This is a genomic window from Curtobacterium sp. PhB172 (assembly GCF_003752545.1).
Classification (GTDB): Bacteria; Actinomycetota; Actinomycetes; order Actinomycetales; family Microbacteriaceae; genus Curtobacterium.
The window spans coordinates 142,963-164,397 of record NZ_RKIF01000007.1 but is presented as its reverse complement, the minus strand read 5'-3'; the positions used below and the strand labels follow the sequence as shown (position 1 = coordinate 164,397).

The 21,435-nt window shown below is 71.2% G+C and carries 19 protein-coding genes; 11 read left to right on the top strand and 8 right to left on the bottom strand.

Annotated elements, in window-relative coordinates:
* Positions 1–49: 49 nt before the first annotated feature.
* The gene (locus EDF42_RS07940; RefSeq protein WP_185040824.1) at positions 50–943 is read left to right on the top strand and encodes an alpha-E domain-containing protein; all 894 of its coding nucleotides are present in this window, start codon (positions 50–52) and stop codon (positions 941–943) included.
* 188 nt (positions 944–1,131) lie between these two features.
* On the opposite strand, the gene EDF42_RS07935 is transcribed toward EDF42_RS07940, so the two are convergent.
* Positions 1,132–2,478, bottom strand: a complete 1,347-nt coding sequence (locus EDF42_RS07935) for an MFS transporter (RefSeq protein ID WP_323749192.1) — start codon at positions 2,476–2,478, stop codon at positions 1,132–1,134.
* Positions 2,475–2,885 (bottom strand): MarR family winged helix-turn-helix transcriptional regulator, encoded by a 411-nt coding sequence (locus tag EDF42_RS07930; protein ID WP_111085532.1) that lies wholly within the window; start codon positions 2,883–2,885, stop codon positions 2,475–2,477. Before EDF42_RS07930 ends, EDF42_RS07935 begins: the two co-directional genes overlap by 4 nt.
* Positions 2,886–2,979: 94 nt before the next feature.
* Between EDF42_RS07930 and EDF42_RS07925 the strand changes: the two genes are divergently transcribed.
* Positions 2,980–3,732 (top strand): SDR family NAD(P)-dependent oxidoreductase, encoded by a 753-nt coding sequence (locus tag EDF42_RS07925; RefSeq protein ID WP_123671944.1) that lies wholly within the window; start codon positions 2,980–2,982, stop codon positions 3,730–3,732.
* A 102-nt stretch (positions 3,733–3,834) separates the two neighbouring features.
* Here EDF42_RS07925 and EDF42_RS07920 read toward each other — a convergent pair whose 3' ends face one another.
* Both EDF42_RS07920 and EDF42_RS07915 read right to left on the bottom strand, forming a co-directional pair.
* Complete coding sequence (locus EDF42_RS07920; RefSeq protein WP_123293687.1) at positions 3,835–4,104, bottom strand: hypothetical protein; 270 nt, start codon at positions 4,102–4,104, stop codon at positions 3,835–3,837.
* An 11-nt stretch (positions 4,105–4,115) separates the two neighbouring features.
* Entirely contained in the window at positions 4,116–5,276 is a 1,161-nt protein-coding gene (locus tag EDF42_RS07915; RefSeq protein WP_123671943.1) for an inorganic phosphate transporter, read from the bottom strand.
* Positions 5,277–5,363: 87 nt separating this feature from the next.
* Here EDF42_RS07915 and EDF42_RS07910 point away from each other — a divergent pair, with 87 nt between their 5' ends.
* The 3 genes from EDF42_RS07910 to EDF42_RS07900 all read left to right on the top strand — a co-directional run bounded on the left by EDF42_RS07910 (position 5,364) and on the right by EDF42_RS07900 (position 7,874).
* Positions 5,364–6,239 carry an alpha/beta hydrolase gene (locus tag EDF42_RS07910; RefSeq protein WP_123671942.1) on the top strand — a complete coding sequence of 292 codons (876 nt, stop codon included), beginning with the start codon at positions 5,364–5,366 and terminating at the stop codon, positions 6,237–6,239.
* A gap of 85 nt (positions 6,240–6,324) precedes the next feature.
* Positions 6,325–7,374: a biotin/lipoate A/B protein ligase family protein gene (locus tag EDF42_RS07905; protein WP_123340174.1), complete on the top strand. Its 1,050-nt coding sequence runs from the start codon at positions 6,325–6,327 to the stop codon at positions 7,372–7,374.
* 170 nt (positions 7,375–7,544) lie between these two features.
* Complete coding sequence (locus tag EDF42_RS07900) at positions 7,545–7,874, top strand: hypothetical protein (RefSeq protein WP_123671941.1); 330 nt, start codon at positions 7,545–7,547, stop codon at positions 7,872–7,874.
* A 27-nt stretch (positions 7,875–7,901) separates the two neighbouring features.
* Here EDF42_RS07900 and EDF42_RS07895 read toward each other — a convergent pair whose 3' ends face one another.
* A complete protein-coding gene (locus EDF42_RS07895; protein WP_123293692.1) occupies positions 7,902–8,186 on the bottom strand; it encodes a GNAT family N-acetyltransferase in 285 nt (94 codons plus the stop codon).
* A 102-nt stretch (positions 8,187–8,288) separates the two neighbouring features.
* On the opposite strand from EDF42_RS07895, the gene EDF42_RS07890 reads away from it, so the two are divergent.
* Positions 8,289–9,179, top strand: a complete 891-nt coding sequence (locus EDF42_RS07890; protein ID WP_185040822.1) for a site-specific DNA-methyltransferase — start codon at positions 8,289–8,291, stop codon at positions 9,177–9,179.
* Positions 9,180–9,579: 400 nt separating this feature from the next.
* On the opposite strand, the gene EDF42_RS07885 is transcribed toward EDF42_RS07890, so the two are convergent.
* From EDF42_RS07885 to EDF42_RS07875, 3 genes are all read right to left on the bottom strand, one after another.
* Positions 9,580–12,027, bottom strand: coding sequence for an MDR family MFS transporter (locus EDF42_RS07885; RefSeq protein ID WP_123671940.1), 2,448 nt, complete (start codon positions 12,025–12,027; stop codon positions 9,580–9,582).
* A gap of 186 nt (positions 12,028–12,213) precedes the next feature.
* Complete coding sequence (locus tag EDF42_RS07880) at positions 12,214–13,458, bottom strand: glycosyl hydrolase (RefSeq protein ID WP_123671939.1); 1,245 nt, start codon at positions 13,456–13,458, stop codon at positions 12,214–12,216.
* Between the two features lie 13 nt (positions 13,459–13,471).
* Positions 13,472–14,518, bottom strand: a complete 1,047-nt coding sequence (locus tag EDF42_RS07875) for a LacI family DNA-binding transcriptional regulator (protein WP_123671938.1) — start codon at positions 14,516–14,518, stop codon at positions 13,472–13,474.
* Between the two features lie 121 nt (positions 14,519–14,639).
* Here EDF42_RS07875 and EDF42_RS07870 point away from each other — a divergent pair, with 121 nt between their 5' ends.
* The 5 genes from EDF42_RS07870 to EDF42_RS07850 are packed head-to-tail and all read left to right on the top strand — an operon-like array spanning position 14,640 to position 21,411.
* On the top strand, positions 14,640–15,929 hold the full coding sequence (locus EDF42_RS07870; protein WP_123671937.1) for an ABC transporter substrate-binding protein: 1,290 nt from the start codon (positions 14,640–14,642) through the stop codon (positions 15,927–15,929).
* 30 nt (positions 15,930–15,959) lie between these two features.
* Complete coding sequence (locus tag EDF42_RS07865) at positions 15,960–16,898, top strand: carbohydrate ABC transporter permease (protein ID WP_123671936.1); 939 nt, start codon at positions 15,960–15,962, stop codon at positions 16,896–16,898.
* A 33-nt stretch (positions 16,899–16,931) separates the two neighbouring features.
* A complete protein-coding gene (locus EDF42_RS07860) occupies positions 16,932–17,786 on the top strand; it encodes a carbohydrate ABC transporter permease (RefSeq protein ID WP_123293697.1) in 855 nt (284 codons plus the stop codon).
* Complete coding sequence (locus EDF42_RS07855; protein ID WP_123671935.1) at positions 17,783–20,140, top strand: glycoside hydrolase family 3 protein; 2,358 nt, start codon at positions 17,783–17,785, stop codon at positions 20,138–20,140. Before EDF42_RS07860 ends, EDF42_RS07855 begins: the two co-directional genes overlap by 4 nt.
* Positions 20,128–21,411, top strand: a complete 1,284-nt coding sequence (locus tag EDF42_RS07850; protein ID WP_123671934.1) for a glycoside hydrolase family 125 protein — start codon at positions 20,128–20,130, stop codon at positions 21,409–21,411. The genes EDF42_RS07855 and EDF42_RS07850 overlap by 13 nt, the downstream gene beginning before the upstream one ends.
* The last annotated feature ends 24 nt before the right edge of the window (positions 21,412–21,435 follow it).

Here is a 21,435-nt window from a genome sequence, read left to right as displayed (position 1 = left end):
ACACTCCCGCAACGCCCGCTCGTTAGGTTCTGGGGATGCAGGAGCAGCCGTGCTGAGCCGACTCGCGGGGAACGTCTTCCACGTGGGGAGCGCGGTCGAGCGCACCGACGTGGTCGCACGCCTGCTCGACGTCTACGTCGCCCGCCGCGAACCCGGCACGGTCGAGGACGACCGGGCCGTCGCCGCGGAGCTCCGTTCGGTGGTGGGGACCGCCGGACCGGCGAACGACGCCGACCGGTCCGCGACGATCGACGCCCTGGCACTGGACCGGCACGAGCCGGCGTCCATCGCCGCCGCGGTCGCCGTCGCGCGGGACCACGCCCGTCGAGCCCGCGAGGTCGTCTCGAGCGAACTCTGGGACTGCCTCGACGTCACCCGTTCGCGCATGCCACGCAAGATCGCCCCGGGCCGCGCGCACGAGTTCCTCGGCTGGGCTCGGGAACGCAGCGCCCTCGCGATCGGCGTGGTCGAAGGGGACGCCAGTCGCGACGAGGTCTGGGAGTTCTTCACCCTGGGCCGCTCCCTGACCCGGGTCGCCTCGACCGCCCGGCTGCTCGCCTCCGGGCTGCTCGAACCGGACTCGGTCACCTCGTGGACGGCGGCGCTCCGGGCCTGCGGTGCGGGCGAGGCGTTCCTGCGTGGCCGGGACCACCATCCGGCGCCGGACGACGCAGCGGCGTTCCTGCTCCTCGACGAGCACAGTCCTCGGTCGCTGCGCTTCACGGTCCGACGGGCCGCCGAGTGCCTGGCCGACGTGGCACCGTCCTGTGTCGCGGAGGAGGTCGCGGCGTTCTCCGCCGCCCGCGACCGGCTCGAGGCCGTCCCGGCGGACGCGGCCCTCGGCATCGTCGGCGATGCCGGCGACCGGCTCGCGGCCGCTGCGGATCGTGTCGCGGCGGCGCTCGACGAGCGCGTCTTCGCGGTGACCGAACCCGCGCACTGATCGCGGCCCTGGACCGGACCGGCGACGGACGGGAGGCCCGTGGCGGGCCCGACCCGTGCCTCCCGTCCGCCACGCGAAAGCGTCAGAGACCCGCCAACAGTTCGCGGAGATCTGTCGCTTTCGCGAGATGGAGGCTGCCGCGTCGCGGAGATCTGTCGCTTTCGTGAGACGGACGCTGCCCGGACGCGTCAGACGGCGCTGGAGCGGTCGGCGACGGCCTCTTCGCGCTCGAGCTCCTGGCGGAGCGCGGCACGCGAGGCGCGAGTGCCGACCACCGGCATCGCGTGCGTGACCGCGAGGTGCAGGCGGGTGTCCGCGTCGTACCGGAGCCGGAGGCGCTGGAAGCGGACGAGCCAGACGATGGCGATGGCGAGCGCGACGAAGCCCGACGCCGCTCCGACCGCGATGGCCCAGCGGGGACCCCACGCGTCTGCGATGGCACCGACGATCGGGGCGCCGATGGGGGTGCCGCCGGCGAAGATCGCCATGTAGAGCGCCATCACGCGGCCGCGCATCGCGGGCTTCGTCGTGGTCTGGACCAGGGCGTTCGCGGTGGTCATGAAGGTCAGCGCCGCGAGTCCGACGAACACCAGGACGAACGCGAACGTCCAGTACGTGGGTGCGAGGGCGGCAGCCGTGCACGCCAGGCCGAAGCCTCCGGCCGCGAGCACCAGCGTGCGCATCCGCGGCTTGTCCCGGCGGGCGGACATCAGCGCGCCGAACACCGATCCGATCGCCATCACCGAGTTGAGCAGGCCGAACTCGCCGGCGCCCTGGTGGAACTCGACGCGCGCCATCGTCGAGGTGAAGATCGGGAAGTTCACGCCGAACGTGCCGACGACGAAGATCATGCAGAGCACGACGATGATGTCCGGCCGGGTCCGCACGTACCGGAAGCCGGCGACGATCTGCCCCTTGCCACGGCCGGCGTGCACCCGCTCGGCGAGCTGTGCGGGGTCGACGAAGCGCAGCGCGATGAGGACCGCCAGGAACGAGCCGGCGTTGATGACGAACACCCAGCCGGAGCCGATGGCAGCGATGAGCACGCCGGCGACCGCGGGACCGATCAGGCGGGCGGCGTTGAACGAGGCGGAGTTCAGCGCGACGGCGTTCGCGACGTTCTCGCCCTGCACGACGTCGGAGACGAACGCCTGCCGGATCGGGGTGTCGAACGCGGCGACGATGCCGAGCGCGAGGGCGAAGCCGTACAGCGCGAGCAGCGTCGCGGTGTGCGTGAGGACCATGACGCCGAGGCCCAGCCCGAGCAGGCCCATCAGCGCCTGGGTGAGCATGAGCATCTTGCGACGGTCGAAGCGGTCGGCGGCGAGCCCGGTCAGGGGGAGGAGCAGCAGCTGCGGGCCGAACTGCAGCGCCATCGTGATCCCCACCGCGACGGCGTCGTTGTCGGAGAGCTGGGTCAGGACGATCCAGTCCTGGGCGGTGCGCTGCATCCAGGTACCGACGTTCGACACCAGGGCACCGGCGAACCAGATGCGGTAGTTGCGTCCGGCGAGGGAGCGGAACATGGCGGTCACTGCTGGGCCAGCCTCCTCATGATCTCGGTGGCGTCGGCGAGGGTGGCGCGCTCGACGGGGGTGAGTGCGGCGAGCCGCGGGGTGAGCCAGCCGTCACGGCGGCGCCGTGTCTCCTCGACGAACGCGGCTCCGGCGGGGGTGGCGCAGAGGACGACCTTGCGGCGGTCGTCGTCGTGGCCGCCCTTGGACACCAGGCCACGCTCGACCAGCACCGCGATGGTCTTCGTCATCGAGGGTGGGGTGACGCCGTCCTGGCGGCTCAGGTCGGCGAGGGTCATCGCGCCGTCGCGGTGGAGCCGGGCGAGCGCCGCGAACTGGGCGTCGGTGACGGTCGTGTCGGCCTTCTGCGCGCGGAGCGTCCGGGACAGCCGGTTCACGGCGATGCGGAGGTCGGTGGCGTCGGTCACAGGTCGTTAGCCTAGCTCATTAGTTCAGTGAACGAACTGGTTTTCGGGTGTACCGTTGTCCTGGACAACAGGTGTTGTTCAGAGAGAAGGAATCATGTCCGAGTTCGAGGGCAAGGTCGCCATCGTCACCGGTGGCGGCAGCGGCATCGGCGAGTCCGTCGCGAAGGAGCTCGCCGCGGCGGGTGCCACGGTCGTCGTCACCGACATCAACCTCGACGCTGCCCAGCGGGTCGCGTCCGAGATCACGGCGGCCGGCGGCACCGCCAGCGCGTTCGAGGCCAACTCCGCCGTCGCCGCCGACAACGAGCGCATGGTCCAGTACGCCGTCGACACCCACGGCGCGCTGCACCTCGCCGTGAACAACGCCGGCATCGGCGCCGCCCCGCAGAAGATCGGCGACTACGACATCGCCGCCTGGGACCGCGTCCGTGCGGTCGACCTGGACGGTGTCTTCTACGGGCTCCGCTACGAGCTGCCCGCGATGGTCGCCGCCGGTGGTGGCTCGATCGTGAACATGGCGTCGGTGCTCGGCACGGTCGGCATCGCGCAGAACGCCGCGTACGTCGCGTCGAAGCACGCCCTGGCCGGCCTGACCAAGGTCGCCGCGCTCGAGTACTCGGCGCAGGGTGTCCGCACCAACGCCGTGGGCCCGGGCTTCATCGACACCCCGCTGCTCCGCAACGCCATGACGCCCGAGGCCATCTCGGCGCTGGAAGAGGAACACGCCACGAAGCGTCTCGGCACCGACAAGGAGGTCGCCGCGCTCGTGCTGTTCCTGCTGAGCGACAAGGCCTCGTTCATCACGGGCAGCTACCACCTGGTCGACGGCGGCTACAGCGCCCACTGAGGTCGGTCGCGTACCTGGTCGAAACGGGCGTACCTGGTCGGAAGTCCCGACCAGGTACGCCCGTTTCCGCTTCCCACCGCGGGGGCGATGGGAAGGAACGTCCTAGTGGAACTGGGGGATTGTGAGCCAGATGCCCGCGAGCACAGCCGCCGCACAGACCGCGAAGCACAGGACAGCACCCGCCAGTGCTGCCGGCGGCGTGTGCCCGGACCGCGGAGTCTCCTCGGAGTACTGGGTGCGCTCGCCGCCGGTGTCGAGCGGCTGCCCGGTGCCGAGCAGCCGCAGGCCGAGCGTGTAGACGAGCACGATGCCCACCGCGGCCACGAAGCCGACGCCCGCGACCAGGCCGATGCTCGTGAAGTCGATCTCCATCGTCGTTCCCCTCAGTTCTGCGCGCCGGCCGGCTGCGGCTCGGCCTGGTCGGTGGGTTCGGTCGATCCGGCGGCGACGTCGTCGTGCGAGATCGGCTTGCGCTTGGCGAGGACGTAGAACGTGAGCCCGCCGCCCAGGGCGAGCACCGCCACCAGCACGAGGCCGACCGCCGAGGTCGAGGCGAGCCAGGTCGCCAACCCGCCGACCACCGCGGCCGCGGGCAACGTGATCACCCACGCGACGACGATGCGGCCGACGACCGACCAGTGCACGTCGGCGAGCTTCTTGCCGAGCCCGGACCCGATCACCGAACCGCTGGTGACGTGCGTCGTCGACAGGGCGAATCCGAGGTGTGACGAGATGAGGATCGTCGCGGCGGAACTCGTCTCGGCCGCGAAGCCCTGCGGCGACTGCACGTCGGAGATCTTCTTGCCGACCGTCTGCATGATCCGCCAGCCGCCCGTGTAGGTACCGAGGCCGATCGCGAGTCCGCAGGCCAGGATCACCCAGAGTGCCGGGCCGGTCCCGCTGTCCTGGTAGTTCGCGGCGATGAGCGTCAGCGTGATGACACCCATCGTCTTCTGCGCGTCGTTGGTGCCGTGCGCGAGCGACACCAGCGATGCCGAGACGGTCTGCCCGTGCCGGAAGCCCGTCGCCGCACCGTGCGTCGTGGCGTTCTTCGTGAGCACGTACGCCAGGTAGGTCGCCACCAGGGCGATGACCCCGGCGATGACCGGGGAGAGCAGCGCCGGCAGCACGACCTTCGACACCACCGTCGCCCAGTCGACCGAGTTCAGCCCGGCGCCGATGATCGATGCGCCGATCAGCCCACCGAACAGCGCGTGCGTCGACGACGAGGGCAGCCCGAGGTACCACGTGGCGAGGTTCCAGAGAACCGCGCCCACCAGCCCGGCGAAGATCATCGTGGGGGAGATGTGGACGCCGTCCTGGCCCTCGCGGATGATGCCCTGCGAGACGGTCTTGGCGACCTCGGTGGAGAGGAACGCGCCGACCACGTTGAGGACGGCGGAGATGAGCACGGCGGTCCGGGGCTTGAGCGCCCCGGTGGCGACCGACGTGGCCATGGCGTTGGCGGTGTCGTGGAACCCGTTCGTGAAGTCGAACACGAGGGCCACCACGATCACGAGCACGACGATGACGAGGACGTCCATGCCGGGGACGGTAGGCCCGCCCCGAAGCCCCTGCGTGAACGCCGGATGAACAGGTGTCGGGCGACCGAGTTCTGCGAGGATGCTCACGTGCCCACCTTCTCCGCAGCGCGAGGCGACGCCTCGTTCACCGACGCCCACGGCGTCGAGATCGTCTACTCGACCTGGCGAGCGGCGCGCCCCAAGGGCATCGTGCAGATCGCGCACGGCGTCGGCGAGCACGGGCTGCGGTACGAGCCGTTGGCGCAGGACCTCGTGCGTGCCGGGTACACCGTGCACGCGAACGACCACCGCGGGCACGGGCGCACCGGCCTCGGGCAGTGGGACGGCGACCACGCCAAGCTCGGTCGGCTCGGCCCCGGCGGACTGCGCGCCGCGATCGCCGTCGTCGAGCAGATGGGGGAGGTCGCCCGGGCGGACACCCCCGGCGTGCCCCTGGTCCTGCTCGGGCACTCGTGGGGCTCGCTCATGGCGCAGCGGATCGTGAACAGCTCCTCGGAGTCGTGGGACGGGGTCGTGCTCTCCGCCACCGCCTACCGGCTGCCCGGCTGGATGAACAGCGGCGACCTCAACGCGCGGCACGCGGGCTCCGGTCCGACCAAGTTCGAGTGGCTCACCCGCGACCGGAAGATCATCGACGCGATGTCCGTCGACCCGCTCGCGGTCGAGGCCGACGTCATCGGCCTGTTCGGCCTACCCGACACGCTCCGGCTGCTCGGGGTCCCGCGGCGAGGGATCCCGCACGACCTGCCCGTGCTGCTGCAGGTCGGGTCCGACGACGCCCTCGGTGGGCCGCGGTCGGTCGAGCGGCTGGCGCAGGCCTACCGGCGGCGCGGACGACTGTCCGACGTCACGGTGCAGGTCTACGAGGGCGCGCGGCACGAGGTCTATAACGAGACGAACCGTGACGAGGTCGTGGCCGACCTGGTCGCGTGGCTGGACCGGGTGACGGCGCGCGCGTCCTGAGACGGTACCGGCTGGCGGACGGGAGGCCCGTGGCGGCGCCGACCCGCGCCTCCAGTCCGACAGGTGGCGGGCGTAGGCTCGACGCGTGCACGGTGAGTACAAGGTCCCAGGTGGAAAACTGGTCGTCGTCGACCTCGACGTGGTGGACGGGGACATCCAGGAGTTCCGGCTCGCCGGCGACTTCTTCCTCGAACCCGACGATGCGCTGCCGCTCATCGACGCGGCCGTCAACGGATTGCCGTCGACGACCGACGCCGCCGGCATCGCCGCGGCCGTGCGTGCCGCGCTCCCCGCCGACGCCGTGCTGCTCGGCTTCACACCCGAGTCCGTCGGGGTCGCCGTCCGCCGCGCGCTGTCCCGAGCGTCGTCGTGGCAGGACTACGACTGGCAGGTCATCCACGAAGGCCCGATCAGCCCGAACGAGCACCTCGCACTCGACCAGGTGCTGACCGAAGAAGTCGGCGCCGGGCGCCGCGGTCCGACCCTGCGCATCTGGGAGTGGGACCAGCCCGCCGTCGTCATCGGGTCGTTCCAGTCGCTGAAGAACGAGGTCGACCCGGCCGGTGCCGAGAAGTTCGGCGTGCAGGTCGTCCGGCGGATCTCCGGCGGCGGCGCGATGTTCATGGACGCCGGCGCGATCATCTCCTACTCGCTCTACGTCCCCGCGGACCTGGTGCAGGGCATGACGTTCGCGGACTCCTACGCCTACCTGGACGAGTGGGTGATCGAGGCGCTGAAGTCCCTCGGCATCGACGCGTACTACCAGCCGCTCAACGACATCACCTCGGCCAAGGGCAAGATCGGCGGCGCTGCGCAGAAGCGCCTCGGCACCGGATCCCTGCTCCACCACGCCACGATGAGCTACGACATGGACGGCGAGAAGATGGTCCAGGTGCTGCGGATCGGGCGCGAGAAGATGAGCGACAAGGGGACGACGTCGGCCGCGAAGCGCGTGGACCCGCTGCGCTCGCAGACCGGGCTGTCCCGCGCCGAGATCATCGACCGGCTGGTCGGCACGTTCACGAAGCTGTACGGGGCGACTCCCGGCGCGGTGACCGATGCCGAGCGCGAGAAGGCGCAGGAGCTCGTGCGCACGAAGTTCGCGACGAAGGAGTGGCTCGAGCGCGTGCCCTGAGCGGGCACTGCCCCTGAGCGAGCTCGTGGTGGGCGGCCGGAGCAGAGGGGGGACGCTCCGGCCGCCGCTCGACCAGTGTGACGACCGAGTCCATGAACCACAGGTGCGGATCATGAGAATCCCCCGCGCGGCTGATGTCGTGGCCGGATCGTCCACGTAGCGTCGCTCGCGTGAACTGGTTGATCTTCCTGGGGGCGGTGGCCGCCGTGGCCGTCGTGGTGTGGATCGCCGATCGCGTGGGGTGGATCGACCTGTCGAACAAGTCCACGCGCAGCGGCGGATCCGGAGGGATCGGCGGGATGCTGGACGAGGTGTTCGCGCCGACCCGCCACGAAACGCAAGCCGAGTACGAACGGCAGTCGCGCCTCCCGAAGGAGGCACCGTCACCGGCGGACGACGACCACGACCTGCTCAGCGGCAGCGTGCTCATCAAGGTGCCGACGGTGCGGAGCGCCGGTCGGCACGAAGCGCGCGTCGGGACGCACGAGCGGTCGTACTGACCGGACGGCGCTCGCTCGCCGCTCTCGTCAGCGCGTCGTGAGTTCCTGGTAGTCCGGGTGTCGCTCGATCCACGCGCGGACGTAGCTGCACTGCGGCACGACCCGGAGGCTGCCGTCGCGCACGTCGTCGAGCGCGTGCTGCACGAGGATCGACGCGTGCCCGCCACCGCGGTGCGACGGGTCGACCTCGGTGTGGACGAAGCGGATCTCGTCGCCGTCGACCTCGTACGCCGCGAAGCCGATGACCTCGCCGTCCTCGACCAGGGAGTACTGCTGCTTGTCGGTGTCGTTGCGGACCTCGGGTGCTGCCATGCGCCGAGGCTACGCCGCGAGGCCGAGTCGCCGCTGGCCGCGCTGGCTGCGCTTTCTGCGGGGGGACCGGTGCGTCGCCGCTGGCTGCGCCAGAATGGTCCCGTGCACACGGGAGACGACCGAGGCCCGGACCGAGTCGTCCTCGGCGACGCCCTCGACGTGACCCCGGCGCTCGCCGACGAGACGTTCACCATCGTGTACCTCGACCCGCCGTTCAACACGGGGCGGTACCAGCGGCGGCATGCTTCGTCCGCAGTACCGAGCGCCGACGGGCCGGTGATGGGGTTCCACGGACGGACCTACGAGCGGGTCCGCGGTGACCTGATGCGGTTCGACGACCGGTTCGAGGACTACTGGACGTTCCTCGAGCCCCGGCTGATCGAGGCCTGGCGACTCCTCACCACCGACGGCACCCTGTACCTGCACCTCGACTACCGCGAGTCGCACTACGCCAAGGTCCTGCTCGACGCGCTGTTCGGCCGCGAGTCGTTCCTGAACGAGATCGTCTGGGCCTACGACTACGGCGCCAAGTCCAAGTCGCGGTGGCCGACCAAGCACGACACGATCCTGGTCTACGTGAAGGACCCGTCGCAGTACTGGTTCGACTCGTCGGCGGTCGACCGCGAGCCGTACATGGCGCCGGGGCTCGTCACACCGGAGAAGCGCGAGCGCGGCAAGCTCCCCACCGACGTCTGGTGGCACACGATCGTGTCGCCGACCGGCAAGGAGAAGACCGGCTACCCGACGCAGAAGCCCGAGGGGGTGCTGCGGCGGATCGTGCAGGCCTCGTCGCGCGAGGGGGACTGGGTGCTCGACTTCTTCGCGGGCAGCGGGACGACCGGCGCGGTGGCCTCGGCGCTCGGGCGGCGGTACGTGCTCGTCGACGACAACCCCGCCGCGGTGGAGGTCATGCGGAAGCGGTTGCCGGCGGCCTCGTTCGAGGTGGCGGGTGCGGCCCCGGATGGTCGCGCGGGCGAGGTGCCGGCGGGCTGACGGGCGCGGCAGGCTGACGGGCGCGGCGGCGGCGCGTGGGTGTGCGCTCGGGTGCGCGTGGGTGGTGGCGGCCGCGCGTGGGTGCATGCGGGTGCATCGTGCGACGTTCCACCAGGTGATCGACGCGTGTCCTGTCGGAACATGCACACGCACACGATGCGGGCGCATGCTGCGACGTTCCACGAGGTGATCGACCCGTGGATCGTCGGAACATGCACACGCACCGAGGCGCGCGCGCAGTGCGACATCCTCGACGTCGTACGACATCGAGGATGACGCAACCGCGCGCCCGCAACAGTTGCACGCGCGCGGAGACGACAAGGTTTACGTCGTGCGACGTCGACCCTGTCGTTCCGAGTCGGCAGGGCAGGCCTGCGCCTGCGCCTGCCTGCGCCCGCGCCTACTCGGCCGAGTGCCGCCCGTGCGGGTGCGCGTCGTCCGCGTCGTCCAGCCGGGAGGCCCGGCTCGCCTCCGCAGCGTCGGCCCCGGTCGCAGGGGCACCGGCGTCCACCACCGGGGCAGCGTGTGCAGCCCGGGTCCGGATGGCACCGGTCGTCGTCGGAGGTTCGTCCACGGGCGCAGCCGCCGAGTGCGCGCCGTGCGTTGTGGCGTCGGGCAGGGGAGCACGGGTGTCATCCGTGGCGACGTCGTTCGGCAGCACCGACACGTCTGACGATCCGGCCGCGCGTGCTGACCGGGGCTGGGCGGGCACGTCGGGCGAGGTCGGCACCGAGTCCGACGACGCGATCGCAGCCGAACCCGATCCGGCGCCGGCCGCACCCGCGCCCGCACCGGCTGCCGCAGCGTCGGCGTCAGCGGTCCGTGCGGCGTCCGCCTGCTCCTGCAGCGCCGATGTCTTGCGCAGCGGCGGCACCCGGAAGAACCAGGTCAGCACGAACGCGAGCAGGATCACCGCGAGGCCGACGTAGTACACGCGCACGGCCGAGTCGCTGAAACCGACCAGGAACGGACGGGTGAGTCGCTTGTCCGCGCCGTTCAGGAACGAGGTGTCGCTCGTCGCCGCGGAACCGGACGAGCTCGCACTCGAGTCGCCGCTCTTCAGCTGCTTGATGAGCGTCGGGGCGACCTCGTCGACGACGTTCTCGCGTTGTGCCTTGTCCGAGTAGTCGACCTGCAGCGTGCCGTCGACGACGGTCGCGTTGGCCTTGGCCGCAGCTGTCTCGAGGGCCTGCTGCTCGGCGGCCGGCTTGGCGTCGTCGACCTGCTGGGCGATGACGGTGTCGGCTGCGGCGGCGGGGAGCTTGCCGGCCGCGACCTGCTGCTGCACGGCGGCCGTGACCTGCTTCGTGACGGCGGCGTCGGCGGCTTCCTTCGCCTGCACGGCGCCGTCGTTCAGGCCGTCCTGCACGTTCTTCTGCACGGGATCGACGATCTTCGTCCAGATCTGGTCCATCACGCCCTTGTTCTCGGACGCGTTCGCGACCGAGGGGGTGAGCGCGGCGTTGAGGGCGCTCTTCAGGTCGGTCTCGTTCTGCATCGCCGCGGTGATGTTCGTCGGCATCAGGGTGAACAGGACGGACAGCAGCACGGCCGTGCCCATGGTGCCGCCGATCTGCCGGAAGAACGTCGCGGCGCTGGTGGCGACGCCGATGTCCCGCGGGGACACCGAGTTCTGCGCCGCGAGGGTCAGCGTCTGCATGAGCTGCCCGAGCCCGAGGCCGATGCCGAACATGCCGAGCATCAGGAACCAGAGGGGGCGGTCGGCGGTCAGGAAGGTCAGGACCGTGAAGCCGATGGCCGTGAACGCCGTGCCCGTGATCGGGAAGACCTGGTAGTTGCCGGTCCGCGAGATGATCTGGCCCGAGGCGATCGACGAGATCATCAGACCGAGCACCATCGGGAGCATCGCGAACCCGGACTCGGTCGGGGTGACGCCCTTCACGATCTGCAGGTACAGCGGGATGGTCAGCATCGCGCCGAACATGCCGAAGCCGACGAGCACCGACAAGATCGCGGACATCGAGAACACCCGCGAGCCGAACAGCTTCATCGGCAGGATCGCGTCGCTGCCCATCGCCCGTTCGACGATGATGAACGCGATCAGGCCGGCTGCACCGATGCCGTAGCAGGCGAAGGCGCCGGGGGAGCTCCAGCCCCACTCGCGACCCTGCTCGGCGATGAGCAGCAACGGCACGAGGGTGACGATGACGAGCGTCGCACCCCACCAGTCGATCCGGGGCTTGCCACGGTCACCGAACTTCGGCAGGTGCAGGAACGTCAGCACCATGAACAGCGCGATGACGCCGATCGGCACGTTGATCAGGAACACCCAGCGCCAGCCGGAGATGAACAGCAGCTCGCTCGCGCCGGCGAAGACGCCACCGACGAGCGGGCCGATCACGGACGAGATGCCGAAGACGGCCAGGAAGTAGCCCTGGTACTTCGCCCGCTCGCGGGGGGCGAGCATGTCGCCCATGATCGCCAGCGGCAGGGACATCAGGCCACCGGCACCGAGACCTTGCAGCGCACGGAACCCGGCGAGCATGAGCATCGAGGTCGAGAACGACGCGAGGAACGACCCGACGATGAAGATGCCGATCGCCGTGATGAACAGCGGCCGCCGACCGAAGATGTCGGAGAGCTTGCCGTAGATCGGCGTCGTCACGGTCGAGGCGATCAGGTACCCGGTGGTGACCCAGGCCTGCTGGTCGAGGCCGTGCAGGTCGTCACCGATGGTGCGGATCGCGGTGCCGACGATCGTCTGGTCGAGGGCTCCGAGGAACATCCCGGCCATCAGGCCGTAGATCACCAACAGGATCTGTCGGTGGTTCATCACGACGTTGGACGCCGTGGTGGGGGCCGCGGGTGCGGTCGCCGTCTGGGTCATGAGCAGGGTCTCCTGGTACCGATGCGCTGGCGAAACGATTTTTGCGCTGCCTGCAAAGTTACATCTGCCGCAAGTGCTCGGTTGCTCAGGAGCGGCTTCCTGTGTGGATCGGCAGTCACGGTACGCCCGGATCGCGGGCTCGGTGACGATCCCGGTCCACGGCCAGGAGGCCCGGGCTCGGCCCCGTCAGATCGCTGCGGTCTCCACGACCCGGGTCACACCGCGTGCCGCCAGCGCCGCGGGGTCGGCTGCGGTCCGGCTCGTCACGACGGTCACGGCCTCGCCGGCGGCGCGCAGGCGGTGCCAGCGCTCGAAGACCGGGCCGCCCGGTGCCAGGTCCGCCCGACGGATCGGCAGGTCGGCCTCGTCGACGTCGACCACCACGGCACTCGTCCGCGGGGTCGGGATCGGGGACGAGCGCCGTGCGTCGGCGACGACCTCGGCGTAGCGCCGGCCGAGCGGCTTCACGCGGTTGTCGACGTCGAGCAGACCGAGCGAGTACTCCAGGTCCTTGAAGTCGCCCAGGTCGCGGGAGACGTCGTGGGAGCACCACCACGTGACCGCGTGCAGGCGTTCGGACGTGAGGGCCGCGGCGACCGTGCGCTCGAGGAACTCGGGCATCTCGGACTCGGCGAGGTGCCGGTCGGGCGCCCCGACCTCCTGCAGCCAGACGGGTCGCTCGAGGTCGGTGGCGAAGGCGCGGGCGAGCTCGATCATCCACTCGGCGTGCCGGACGGACTCGTCGGAGAGTGCGCCGTACCGACCGGCCACCCCGTTGAAGATCCAGGAGTGCACGGTCGTGACGTCTCCGAGCCGGCTGGCGTGCGCCGGCACGAACGGGTGGCCGTCGCGGTACCAGAGGTGGTCGTTCTCGGAGTGCGTGACGACGTGCCGCGGGTCCTTGTCGCGGGGTGCGCCGAGCAGGGACTCGAGCCAGTGCGTCACCTGCGCGGTGTCGGCGGGCATCGCGGCGGGGTTCGGCGGCTGGAACTGGTTGAGCTCGTTGCCCAGGGTCAGCCCGGTGAAGTTCGGGCGGTCGCGCACCGCGTCGTACACGGCGGCGACCAGGGCGGCCTGCGCGTCGATCGCCAGCTGGTCGGTGAACATGTTGCCGTCGTGCCAGTTCACGAGCCACGCGGGGACGAAGTCGAAGCCGGACATGTGCCCCTGGACGACGTCGACGCTGGCGTCCAGCCCGAACTCGGCGGCGATGTCGACCACCAGGGCCACGTCGTCGAGGGCCCGTCGGCGGATGAGCGTGCGGTTCGGCTGCAGGGTCGGCCACAGCGGGAACAGCCGGACGTGGTCGAGGCCGAGGGCGGCGATCGCCTCGAGGTCGCGGCGGATCGCTGATTCCTCCACCGACTGCCACTGGAACATCCAGTCGGTCGAGGGCACGTAGTTCACGCCGAAGCGCGTGGCGGTGGTCATCGGTCTCCTTCGGTCAGGGAACGGTGGCGGCGGCTGGGGCGGGGCCGGTCGAGCCGCGGACGTGCAGGGCGCGCCCGCCGACCTCGGCATCGGTGACCTCGTCACCCCGGACGAGTCGTTCGACCAGGGCGACGGCGGTGCGGGCGGACTCCTCGACGGGGGCGTCGAGGGCGGTCAGCGACGGGCGCACGATCGACGAGACCCACGAGTCCTCCCACGCGACGACGGACAGGTCCTCGGGCACGCGGACGCCGAGCTCGGGGGCGTGCGCGATCACCTCGGCCGCGATCGCCTCGCCGTCCAGGACGATCGCGGTGGCGCGGTCCAGTCGGGCGAGCAGGTCGGCCACCGGGTCCTCGGCGTCGGCTCGCCACCCGAGCACGAGCGCGTCCACGCCCCGGCGCGCGGCTGCGGCGGTGAAGCGGGCGTCGCGGGCGCCGGTGTGCGCGAGCGCCGGGCCGTCCCCGACGCGGGCGATCCGGCGGTGCCCGAGCGAACCGAGGTGGTCGAGCAGGGACTCGGTCGCGTCGGCGTCACCCACCGTGACCGCCGGGACGGTGCTGCCGGGGATCGGTGCGCCGAGCATGACGGCCGGGGCCGCCAGGTGCTGGAGCATCGGGATGCGGGGATCGTCGGTCCGGACGTCGACGAGCAGGAAGCCGTCGACCCGCTGCTCGGTCCACCACTGCCGGTAGACGGCGGCTTCGTCGTCGGCCTGCACGAGGGTCACGGACAGCGACCAGCCGATCGCGGCGAGGGGTTCGGTCAGGCCGGCGATCAGCCGCATCGTGAACGGGTCGCGCTGGAAGGTGTCGCGTGAGCGGGCGAGGACCAGTCCCAGGCTGCGACCCGCGTTGCCGGAGAGCTTGCGGCTCGCCAGGTTCGGCCGCCAGTTCAGGTCGTCGGCGGCCTTGCGGATGCGGGCCGCGGTGGCGGCGGACACGTTCGGCCGCCCGTTGAACACGTGCGAGACCGCCGAGGTCGAGACGCCGGCGCGCTTGGCGACCTGCGCGATGGTCACGCGGCGTCGGTCGACGGCTCCGGCGGTGGTGTCGCTCATGCCGTCGAGCGTAGAGGCTTGACCACGTCGTGTAAAGCGGTATACGTTGCTCGTCACCTGAAGTACACCGCTGTACCAAATGCATCGTGATCGCTCCACCATCCACTGCCAGGGAGGCACCGTGACGGACGGCATCAGTAGGCGCACCCTCATCGGGGCCGGGCTCGGCGCCGGCATCCTCGCGCCGATCCTGGCCGGGTGCAGCGCCCTCACCCCAGCCTCGAGCGGCCCCGGCACGCTGAGCGTGCACACCCAGCTCAGCGGCGCGGTCGCGGGTGCGCAGACGTTCACGGACGTCGTCGCCGCCTACCGTCGCCGCACGGACCGCAAGGTCGCCCTGCTGTCGAACGGGTCCGACCTGCCGATCGTCTTCGAGACGAGTTCCCTCGCCGGCAAGGAAGCCGACGTCGCGATCGTGAACATGGTCGGACGGACGTTGTCCTGGACGGGTGAGGACGCCACGATCGACGTCTCCCGGTACCTCGACGAGTGGGACCTGCGCGACAAGATCATCCCCGAGGCGCTCGAGGAGTGGACCGACGACCAGGGTCGGCTCCGGGCGTTCCCGTTCACCCGGACGAACTGGCCGGTGTCGTTCAACACGGCGCTGCTCGAACAGGCCGGTGTCAGCGAGATCCCGACGACCTCGGACGCGCTCATCGCCGCAGCCGACCGCCTGCGCTCCGCCGGCATCGGGCCGGTCACCGTCGGCGGGTCGGACTGGAGCGGGCAGAAGCTCCTCATGCAGGTGATCCAGGGGTTCGTGTCCCAGGACGAAGCGGCGAAGGTCTTCTCCACGGGCAGGATCTCGGAGAGCGCCGGTGCGGTCCGCGGGGTCGAGCACTTCGTCGAGCTCCGCGACGCCGGGGTCTTCGTGGATTCGGTGCAGGGCTTCACCTCGGACTCCGAACTGACGCAGTTCACCACGCGCAAGGCCGCCATCGTCCCCGCGATGTCCTCCGCCCTGGCGCTGGTGTCGAAGGAACGCGCGAAGGAGGTCACCGTGGGTGGCTGGCCGGTCCCCTCACAGCACACGGCCATCGCGCACCCGAGCGTCATCAAGAGCTACAACGGGCACGGCATCTGGATCAGCGAGAACGGCCGGGCGAAGCTCGACCTCATCAAGCCGTTCGTGCAGTACCTGTACTCGTCGGCGGTGACGACCGAGTTCGTCCTCGACTCCGGCCGCGACATGAGCCGGATCACCGACACCGTCAGCCGCGACTTCCCGCTCGTCGCCCAGGCGTCGAAGCTCACCGACGACCAGGTCACCCCGGTGATGCTGCCCGACCTGCTCGTGCCCGACTCGGCGTACGAGCCGATGATCCGTGCGACCAGCCTGGCGTACGGCTCAGGCACCTCGGCCGACCGCATCATCGACCTCTTCGAGCGCGCCTACACGGCCGCCTGACCCATCCGACCCTGCGAGAAGGAGCTCCCCATGGCAGTGCTCGTCGAGGAACCACCCGTCCGGTCGGCGTCGACCCCGCCCGGGCCCGCCCGCCGCGGATCCCGCGCCGTCGGCAGCACCCGCGGCAGCTTCCCGACCTTCGCGATCCCGGCGCTGGTCTGGTACGGCCTGTTCATGATCGGGCCGGTCGTCGCGATGATCGTGATCGCCTTCCTGAGCTGGCCCGGCATGCTCGTCTCACCGACGTTCGCGGGGCTCGACAACTTCCGGGTGCTGTTCTCCGACGAGACGTTCTGGGCCGCGGTCCGGAACAGCACGGTGCAGATCGTGGTGGGGCTGCCGATCATGATCGTGCTGGCGTTCCTGCTCGCCTTCCACGTCGTGCAGAAGCCGCGCGGGCACAAGGTGCTCCGCTACCTGCTCTTCATCCCGGCGCTGATCTCGGCACCGGCGACGGCGATGATGTTCTACGCGATGCTCAACCCCGACGGCCTGGTCAACGGGGTGCTCGCGACGCTCGGCATCGGCGGCAAGGCCTGGCTGGCCGACCCCGCGACCGCCCTCGGCGCGCTCATCGTCGTCGACCTGTGGGCCGGCATCGGGTACTCGGCGGTGCTCATCGCGAGCCGGCTCGACGGCGTCGACACCGAGGTCGTGCAGGCCGCCCGCATGGACGGCGCCGGATCGTGGCGGCTGGCGTGGGGTGTGTACTGGCCGATCGCCCGCGACTTCATCGGGGTGGTGGCGATGCTGCAGTTCCTGTCGATGCTCTTCAGCTCGGCGCAGAACGTGCTCCTGCTGACCCAGGGCGGCCCGGGCACCGCGACCACGACGTTGTCGTACCTCGTGTACCAGAAGGCGTTCGTCGACACCGACCTCGGCTACAGCCAGGCCGTCGGCGTCGTCCTGTTCGTTCTCGGACTCGCCGGGATGTTCGTCATCCGCCGTGTCCTGCGCAAGACCCACTGACCGCCCCTGACCGACAGACCCCGGGAGACCACCATGGCGAAGCCCACCGCCGGCATCCGGCTGCGAGACCGGATCGGCTCCATCACGAGCGGCACCGTGGCGTGGATCTACGCCGCCCTGCTGATCCTGCCCTTCTACTACTTCGTGGTGTCGTCGTTCAAGGACAACGACGGCATCTTCGAGTCCCCGTTGGCGCTGCCCGCGTCGTGGGACCTGTCGAACTTCACCGAGGCGATCCGCCAGGCCTCGCTCGGACCGGCCATCGCGAACTCGGCGATCACGACGGTGGCGGCCCTCGTGCTGACCCTCGTCCTCGCGCTGCCGGCGTCGTTCGCCCTCGCCCGGGCCACCGGCCGCGCCGGACGGATCGTCGAGGGACTGTTCTCGCTCGGGTTCCTCATCCCGTCGTTCGCGGCGCTGTTCCCGACGTTCCTGCTCGCCGCCGGGATGGGGCTGTTCCACACCCGGACGTTCCTCGTGCTCCTGCTGCCGGCGACCGCGATGCCCCTGGCCGTCGTGATCCTGACGCAGTTCATGCGGACGATCCCGCGCGAGCTGGAGGAGGCCGCGTCGATGGACGGCGCCTCGGCGTGGCAGGTGATGCGACAGGTGTACCTGCCGATCTGCATCCCGGGCATCGCCACGGTGCTGCTGCTGAACTTCCTGTCGTTCTGGAACGAGTACCTGTACGCCCTGGTGCTCATCGGTCCGGACACCGCACAGCGGACGATCCAGGTGGCGCTTCCGACGCTGAAGGTCGATGCCGGCACCGACTACGGGATGCTCATGGCCGGCACGCTGTTCACGCTGCTGCCGGTGTACCTCGTGTACTCGATCCTGCAGCGCCAGATGCAGCGCGCCCTGGTCTCCGGAGCGATCAAGGGATGACCGAGCACTCGACCGAGCACCCGACCGCGCACCCGACCGGCCACCAGACCGCGACCAGCCTCGACGTCCGCGCCCGCATCGGCCAGCTCAACCAGCGCCTGAAGGGCTGGGAGGCCGTCCGCTGGGTCGACGGCCGCCCGCGGATCACCGACGTCCTGCGCGCCGAGGTCGACCGGTGGGGCGGGATCGGCGCGGTCTACGGTGTGCTCCGCGCCGACCCCTGGTCCGGCGTGCACTGGGGCAACGGCATCCCGCCCGAACGCTCCGCCGAGGCCTACGCCGCCGTGCAGGACCACATCGTCGCGCACAGTGACGGCGGCGTCCCCACGCTCTTCGTGGAAGAGGTGCCGCACGGACTGCAGGCCCTCGGCGGCACGACGGTGCCCGTGAACCTCGCGCTCGGCGCCGCGATGGACGAGCAGCTCGTCGAGGACCTCGCGGCCGCGATCGCCGCCGAGGTCCGCGCCCGCGGCACCCACGTCGCCCTCGTCTCCGGGCTCGACGTCCTGCGCGACCCCCGGTGGGGCCGGAGCGAGGAGTGCTGGTCGGAGGACGCCGCGCTCGCCGCGATCATGGTCGCCGTCACCGTCCGGGGGATGCAGGGCGGCGGCCCGGGCCCGATCGACGACCGACACGTCGCGGTCGTCGCGAAGCACCTGGCCGGGCAGGGCGCCGGCATCGGTGGGCGGAACGGTTCCGGTGCCCCGATCGGCCGCCGTGAGCTCGCCGAGGTGCACCTCCCGCCGGCGCTCGCCGCGGCACGCGAACACGTCGCCGGGTTCATGGCGGCGTACAACGACGTCGACGGGGTGCCGTGCTGCGGCAACCGCGACCTGCTCACCACCACGATCCGCGACACCTGGGGCTGGGACGGGCTCGTGATGGCCGACGGCACCGCCATCGACCGACTGCGCGACGTCGCTCCCGACCCGGCCTCGGCGGCTGCGCTCGCGCTCCGTGCCGGGGTCGACCTGAGCCTGTGGGACGAGGCGTACACGCACCTCGACGAGGCACTGGACCGGAGCCTGATCAGCACCGACGACCTGGACCAGGCGGTGGACCGGGTGCTCGCCCTCAAGCGCCGTGTCGGCCTGCTCGCGACGCCGACACCAGCACCACCTACGACACCCGCACCACCAACGACACCAGCACCAGCAGCGACCACGACGCGCGCCGAGCCACCGGAGCGCACGACCGTCGCCCTCGCCGAGCGTGCCGCCCGCCGCGCCGTGGTCGCCCTGGGCGGAGCGCTGCCCGCGATCGCACCCGACGCCGTCGTCGCCGTGGTCGGCCCGAACGCCGACGACGTCGACGCCCTGCTCGGCGACTACTCACCGCCGCGGCCGCCCGACGACCCCGGTGCGTCCACCGTCCGCTCCGCCCTGGAGGCCCGGCTCGGCCCCGCCCGGATCCGCACCGCCCGGGGCAGCGGGCTCCGACAGCCCCTGCCGGGCCCCGACGGGCTCCTCGCGGTCCGCACGGCGCTCCTCGGCGCCGACGTGGCCGTGGTGGTGCTCGGTGGCTCGAGCCGTCGCGCGTACGACGACGGCTTCGAGGACAACGGCGCCGTCAGCGGTCCGGCCCCGGACACCACGAACGGCGAGGGGGTCGACCTGGCCTCGATCGCCGTGCCCGAGGCGCAGCTCGACGTGCTCCGCGCCGCCCGCGAGAGCGGCCTGCCGGTCGTCGCGGTCGTCGTCGACGGTCGACCGCGGGTCCTGACCGAGGTGCTCGCCCTGGCGGACAGCGTGCTGGTCGTGCCGTTCCCGGGGCCCTCCGGTGGTCGAGCCGTCGCGGACGTGCTGTTCGGCGCCCCGGCCGAGGGGCGACTCCCCGCGACGTGGCCCGGCGCCGACGGTGTCCTGCCCGTGGCGCACGACGAGCGCCTCGAGACGGCACGCGGCTACGTCGACGTGACCAGCCGTTCGACCGTGACCGGTGCACCCGGGCCGGGTGGCGGGGTGGACGTCCGTCTGGCGGAGGGGAGCGACGCGGTGACTGTTGTGCGCCTCCTGGCCGGGGGGACGGTGATCGTCCCGGTGACGGTGCGCAACACGTCGGACGCGCACCGTCGGGTCTCGGTGCCCCTGTGGGGGCGGCGGCGTGAACCCGGTGTCCGTCCGCGGCGACGGCGACTGCTCGCCCTGGTGACGGTCGACGTGCCCGCCGGCGGGACCGTCGACACCGCGTACGCGCTCGGACTCGATGCGCTCGGCACGTGGGACGCTGGTCTCCGGCTCGGTGCACGGCCGCTCGAACTCGACTGCTGGACGGACGACGTGCTCGATCCACCCGGGTCGACGCGGACCGTCCGCGTCACCGACGGACAGGAGTCAGTGCGATGGGTGTCGTGACGCAGACGCAGCTCGAGGAGATCACGCCGACGCTGGTGGCGGCCGCCGACCGGGTCCGGGCCGCGGTCGGCACCGAGGTCGGCGACCGCGTGGATTGCGCGCTGGTCCGCACGCTGCGGGACACGATCTCGCTCGACGACGACGGTGCCTTCGTGATCACGGGGGACATCCCGGCGATGTGGCTCCGCGACTCGACGACGCAGATGACCCCGTACCTGCGGTTCGTGGCGGAGGACCCGGCGCTCGCGGAGCTGCTCTGGGCGGTCGTGCGGCGGCAGTTCCGGCTGATCGAGCACGACCCGTACGCCAACTCGTTCAACCGCGAGCCGAACGGCGCGCACTACGACGCCGACGACCTCAACGCCGACCCGCTGGTGTGGGAGCAGAAGTACGAGGTCGACAGCCTGGCCTACCCGGTGACCTTCGCACACGCCCTGTGGCGGTCGACCGGGTCGACCGCGGTGCTGGACGAACGGGCGCACCGGGTGTTCCGGACGATCGTGGCGCAGTGGCGGACCGAACAGGACCACGACACCTCCGAGTACCGGTTCGTGCGCGACGGGGCGATCCCGACCGAGACCCTGGCGCGCGACGGCCGTGGCACCCCGGTCGCGGTGACGGGCATGACATGGTGCGGGTTCCGCCCGTCGGACGACGCCTGCACCTACGGCTACAACGTGCCGGCGAACCTGTTCGCCGCCGAGGCGCTGCTCGCCGTCGCCGCGATCGCGCGGGACGTCTGGTCCGACACCGGCCTGGCGGACGACGCCGACGTGCTGCGCGCGAGCATCCTGGACGGCGTCCGGCAGCACGGCGTGGTGGCCGGGCCGGCGGGCGAGGACGTCTACGCCTACGAGGTCGACGGGCTCGGCGGCGTGCTGCTGATGGACGACGCGAACACCCCGTCGCTGCTGTCCCTGCCGCTCTCCGCGCCGTCGGTGCTCGACGACTCGGTGTGGGCGGCGACGCGGGACTTCGTGCTGTCACCGGCGAACCCGTACTGGTTCAGCGGAACCGCGGCGGCCGGCGTCGGCAGCCCGCACACGTTGCCGCAGCGGGTGTGGCCGATCGCCTTGGCGGTCGAGGGCCTAGTGTCCGGGTCGCCGGCCCGCCGTCGGGACCTGCTCGACGTGCTCGTGGCGACCGACGGCGGGACCGGCGACATGCACGAGTCGTTCGACGTCGAGGACCCGGCGCAGTTCTCGCGCCCGTGGTTCTCGTGGGCCGACGCGATGTTCTGCGAACTGGCACTGGCGGCGGCCGAGGACTGATCCTCGACCGCCGCCAGTGCGGGT

What these genes read in the sequence shown, in the direction of transcription:
- EDF42_RS07885 (WP_123671940.1), bottom strand. Translation starts at nt 12,027, where the DNA reads ATGACCCAGACGGCGACCGCACCCGCGGCCCCCACCACGGCGTCCAAC.
- EDF42_RS07850 (WP_123671934.1), top strand. Translation starts at nt 20,128, where the DNA reads ATGGGTGTCGTGACGCAGACGCAGCTCGAGGAGATCACGCCGACGCTG.
- EDF42_RS07925 (WP_123671944.1), top strand. Translation starts at nt 2,980, where the DNA reads ATGTCCGAGTTCGAGGGCAAGGTCGCCATCGTCACCGGTGGCGGCAGC.
- EDF42_RS07880 (WP_123671939.1), bottom strand. Translation starts at nt 13,458, where the DNA reads ATGACCACCGCCACGCGCTTCGGCGTGAACTACGTGCCCTCGACCGAC.
- EDF42_RS07915 (WP_123671943.1), bottom strand. Translation starts at nt 5,276, where the DNA reads ATGGACGTCCTCGTCATCGTCGTGCTCGTGATCGTGGTGGCCCTCGTG.
- EDF42_RS07855 (WP_123671935.1), top strand. Translation starts at nt 17,783, where the DNA reads ATGACCGAGCACTCGACCGAGCACCCGACCGCGCACCCGACCGGCCAC.
- EDF42_RS07875 (WP_123671938.1), bottom strand. Translation starts at nt 14,518, where the DNA reads ATGAGCGACACCACCGCCGGAGCCGTCGACCGACGCCGCGTGACCATC.
- EDF42_RS07920 (WP_123293687.1), bottom strand. Translation starts at nt 4,104, where the DNA reads ATGGAGATCGACTTCACGAGCATCGGCCTGGTCGCGGGCGTCGGCTTC.
- EDF42_RS07895 (WP_123293692.1), bottom strand. Translation starts at nt 8,186, where the DNA reads ATGGCAGCACCCGAGGTCCGCAACGACACCGACAAGCAGCAGTACTCC.
- EDF42_RS07860 (WP_123293697.1), top strand. Translation starts at nt 16,932, where the DNA reads ATGGCGAAGCCCACCGCCGGCATCCGGCTGCGAGACCGGATCGGCTCC.
- EDF42_RS07865 (WP_123671936.1), top strand. Translation starts at nt 15,960, where the DNA reads ATGGCAGTGCTCGTCGAGGAACCACCCGTCCGGTCGGCGTCGACCCCG.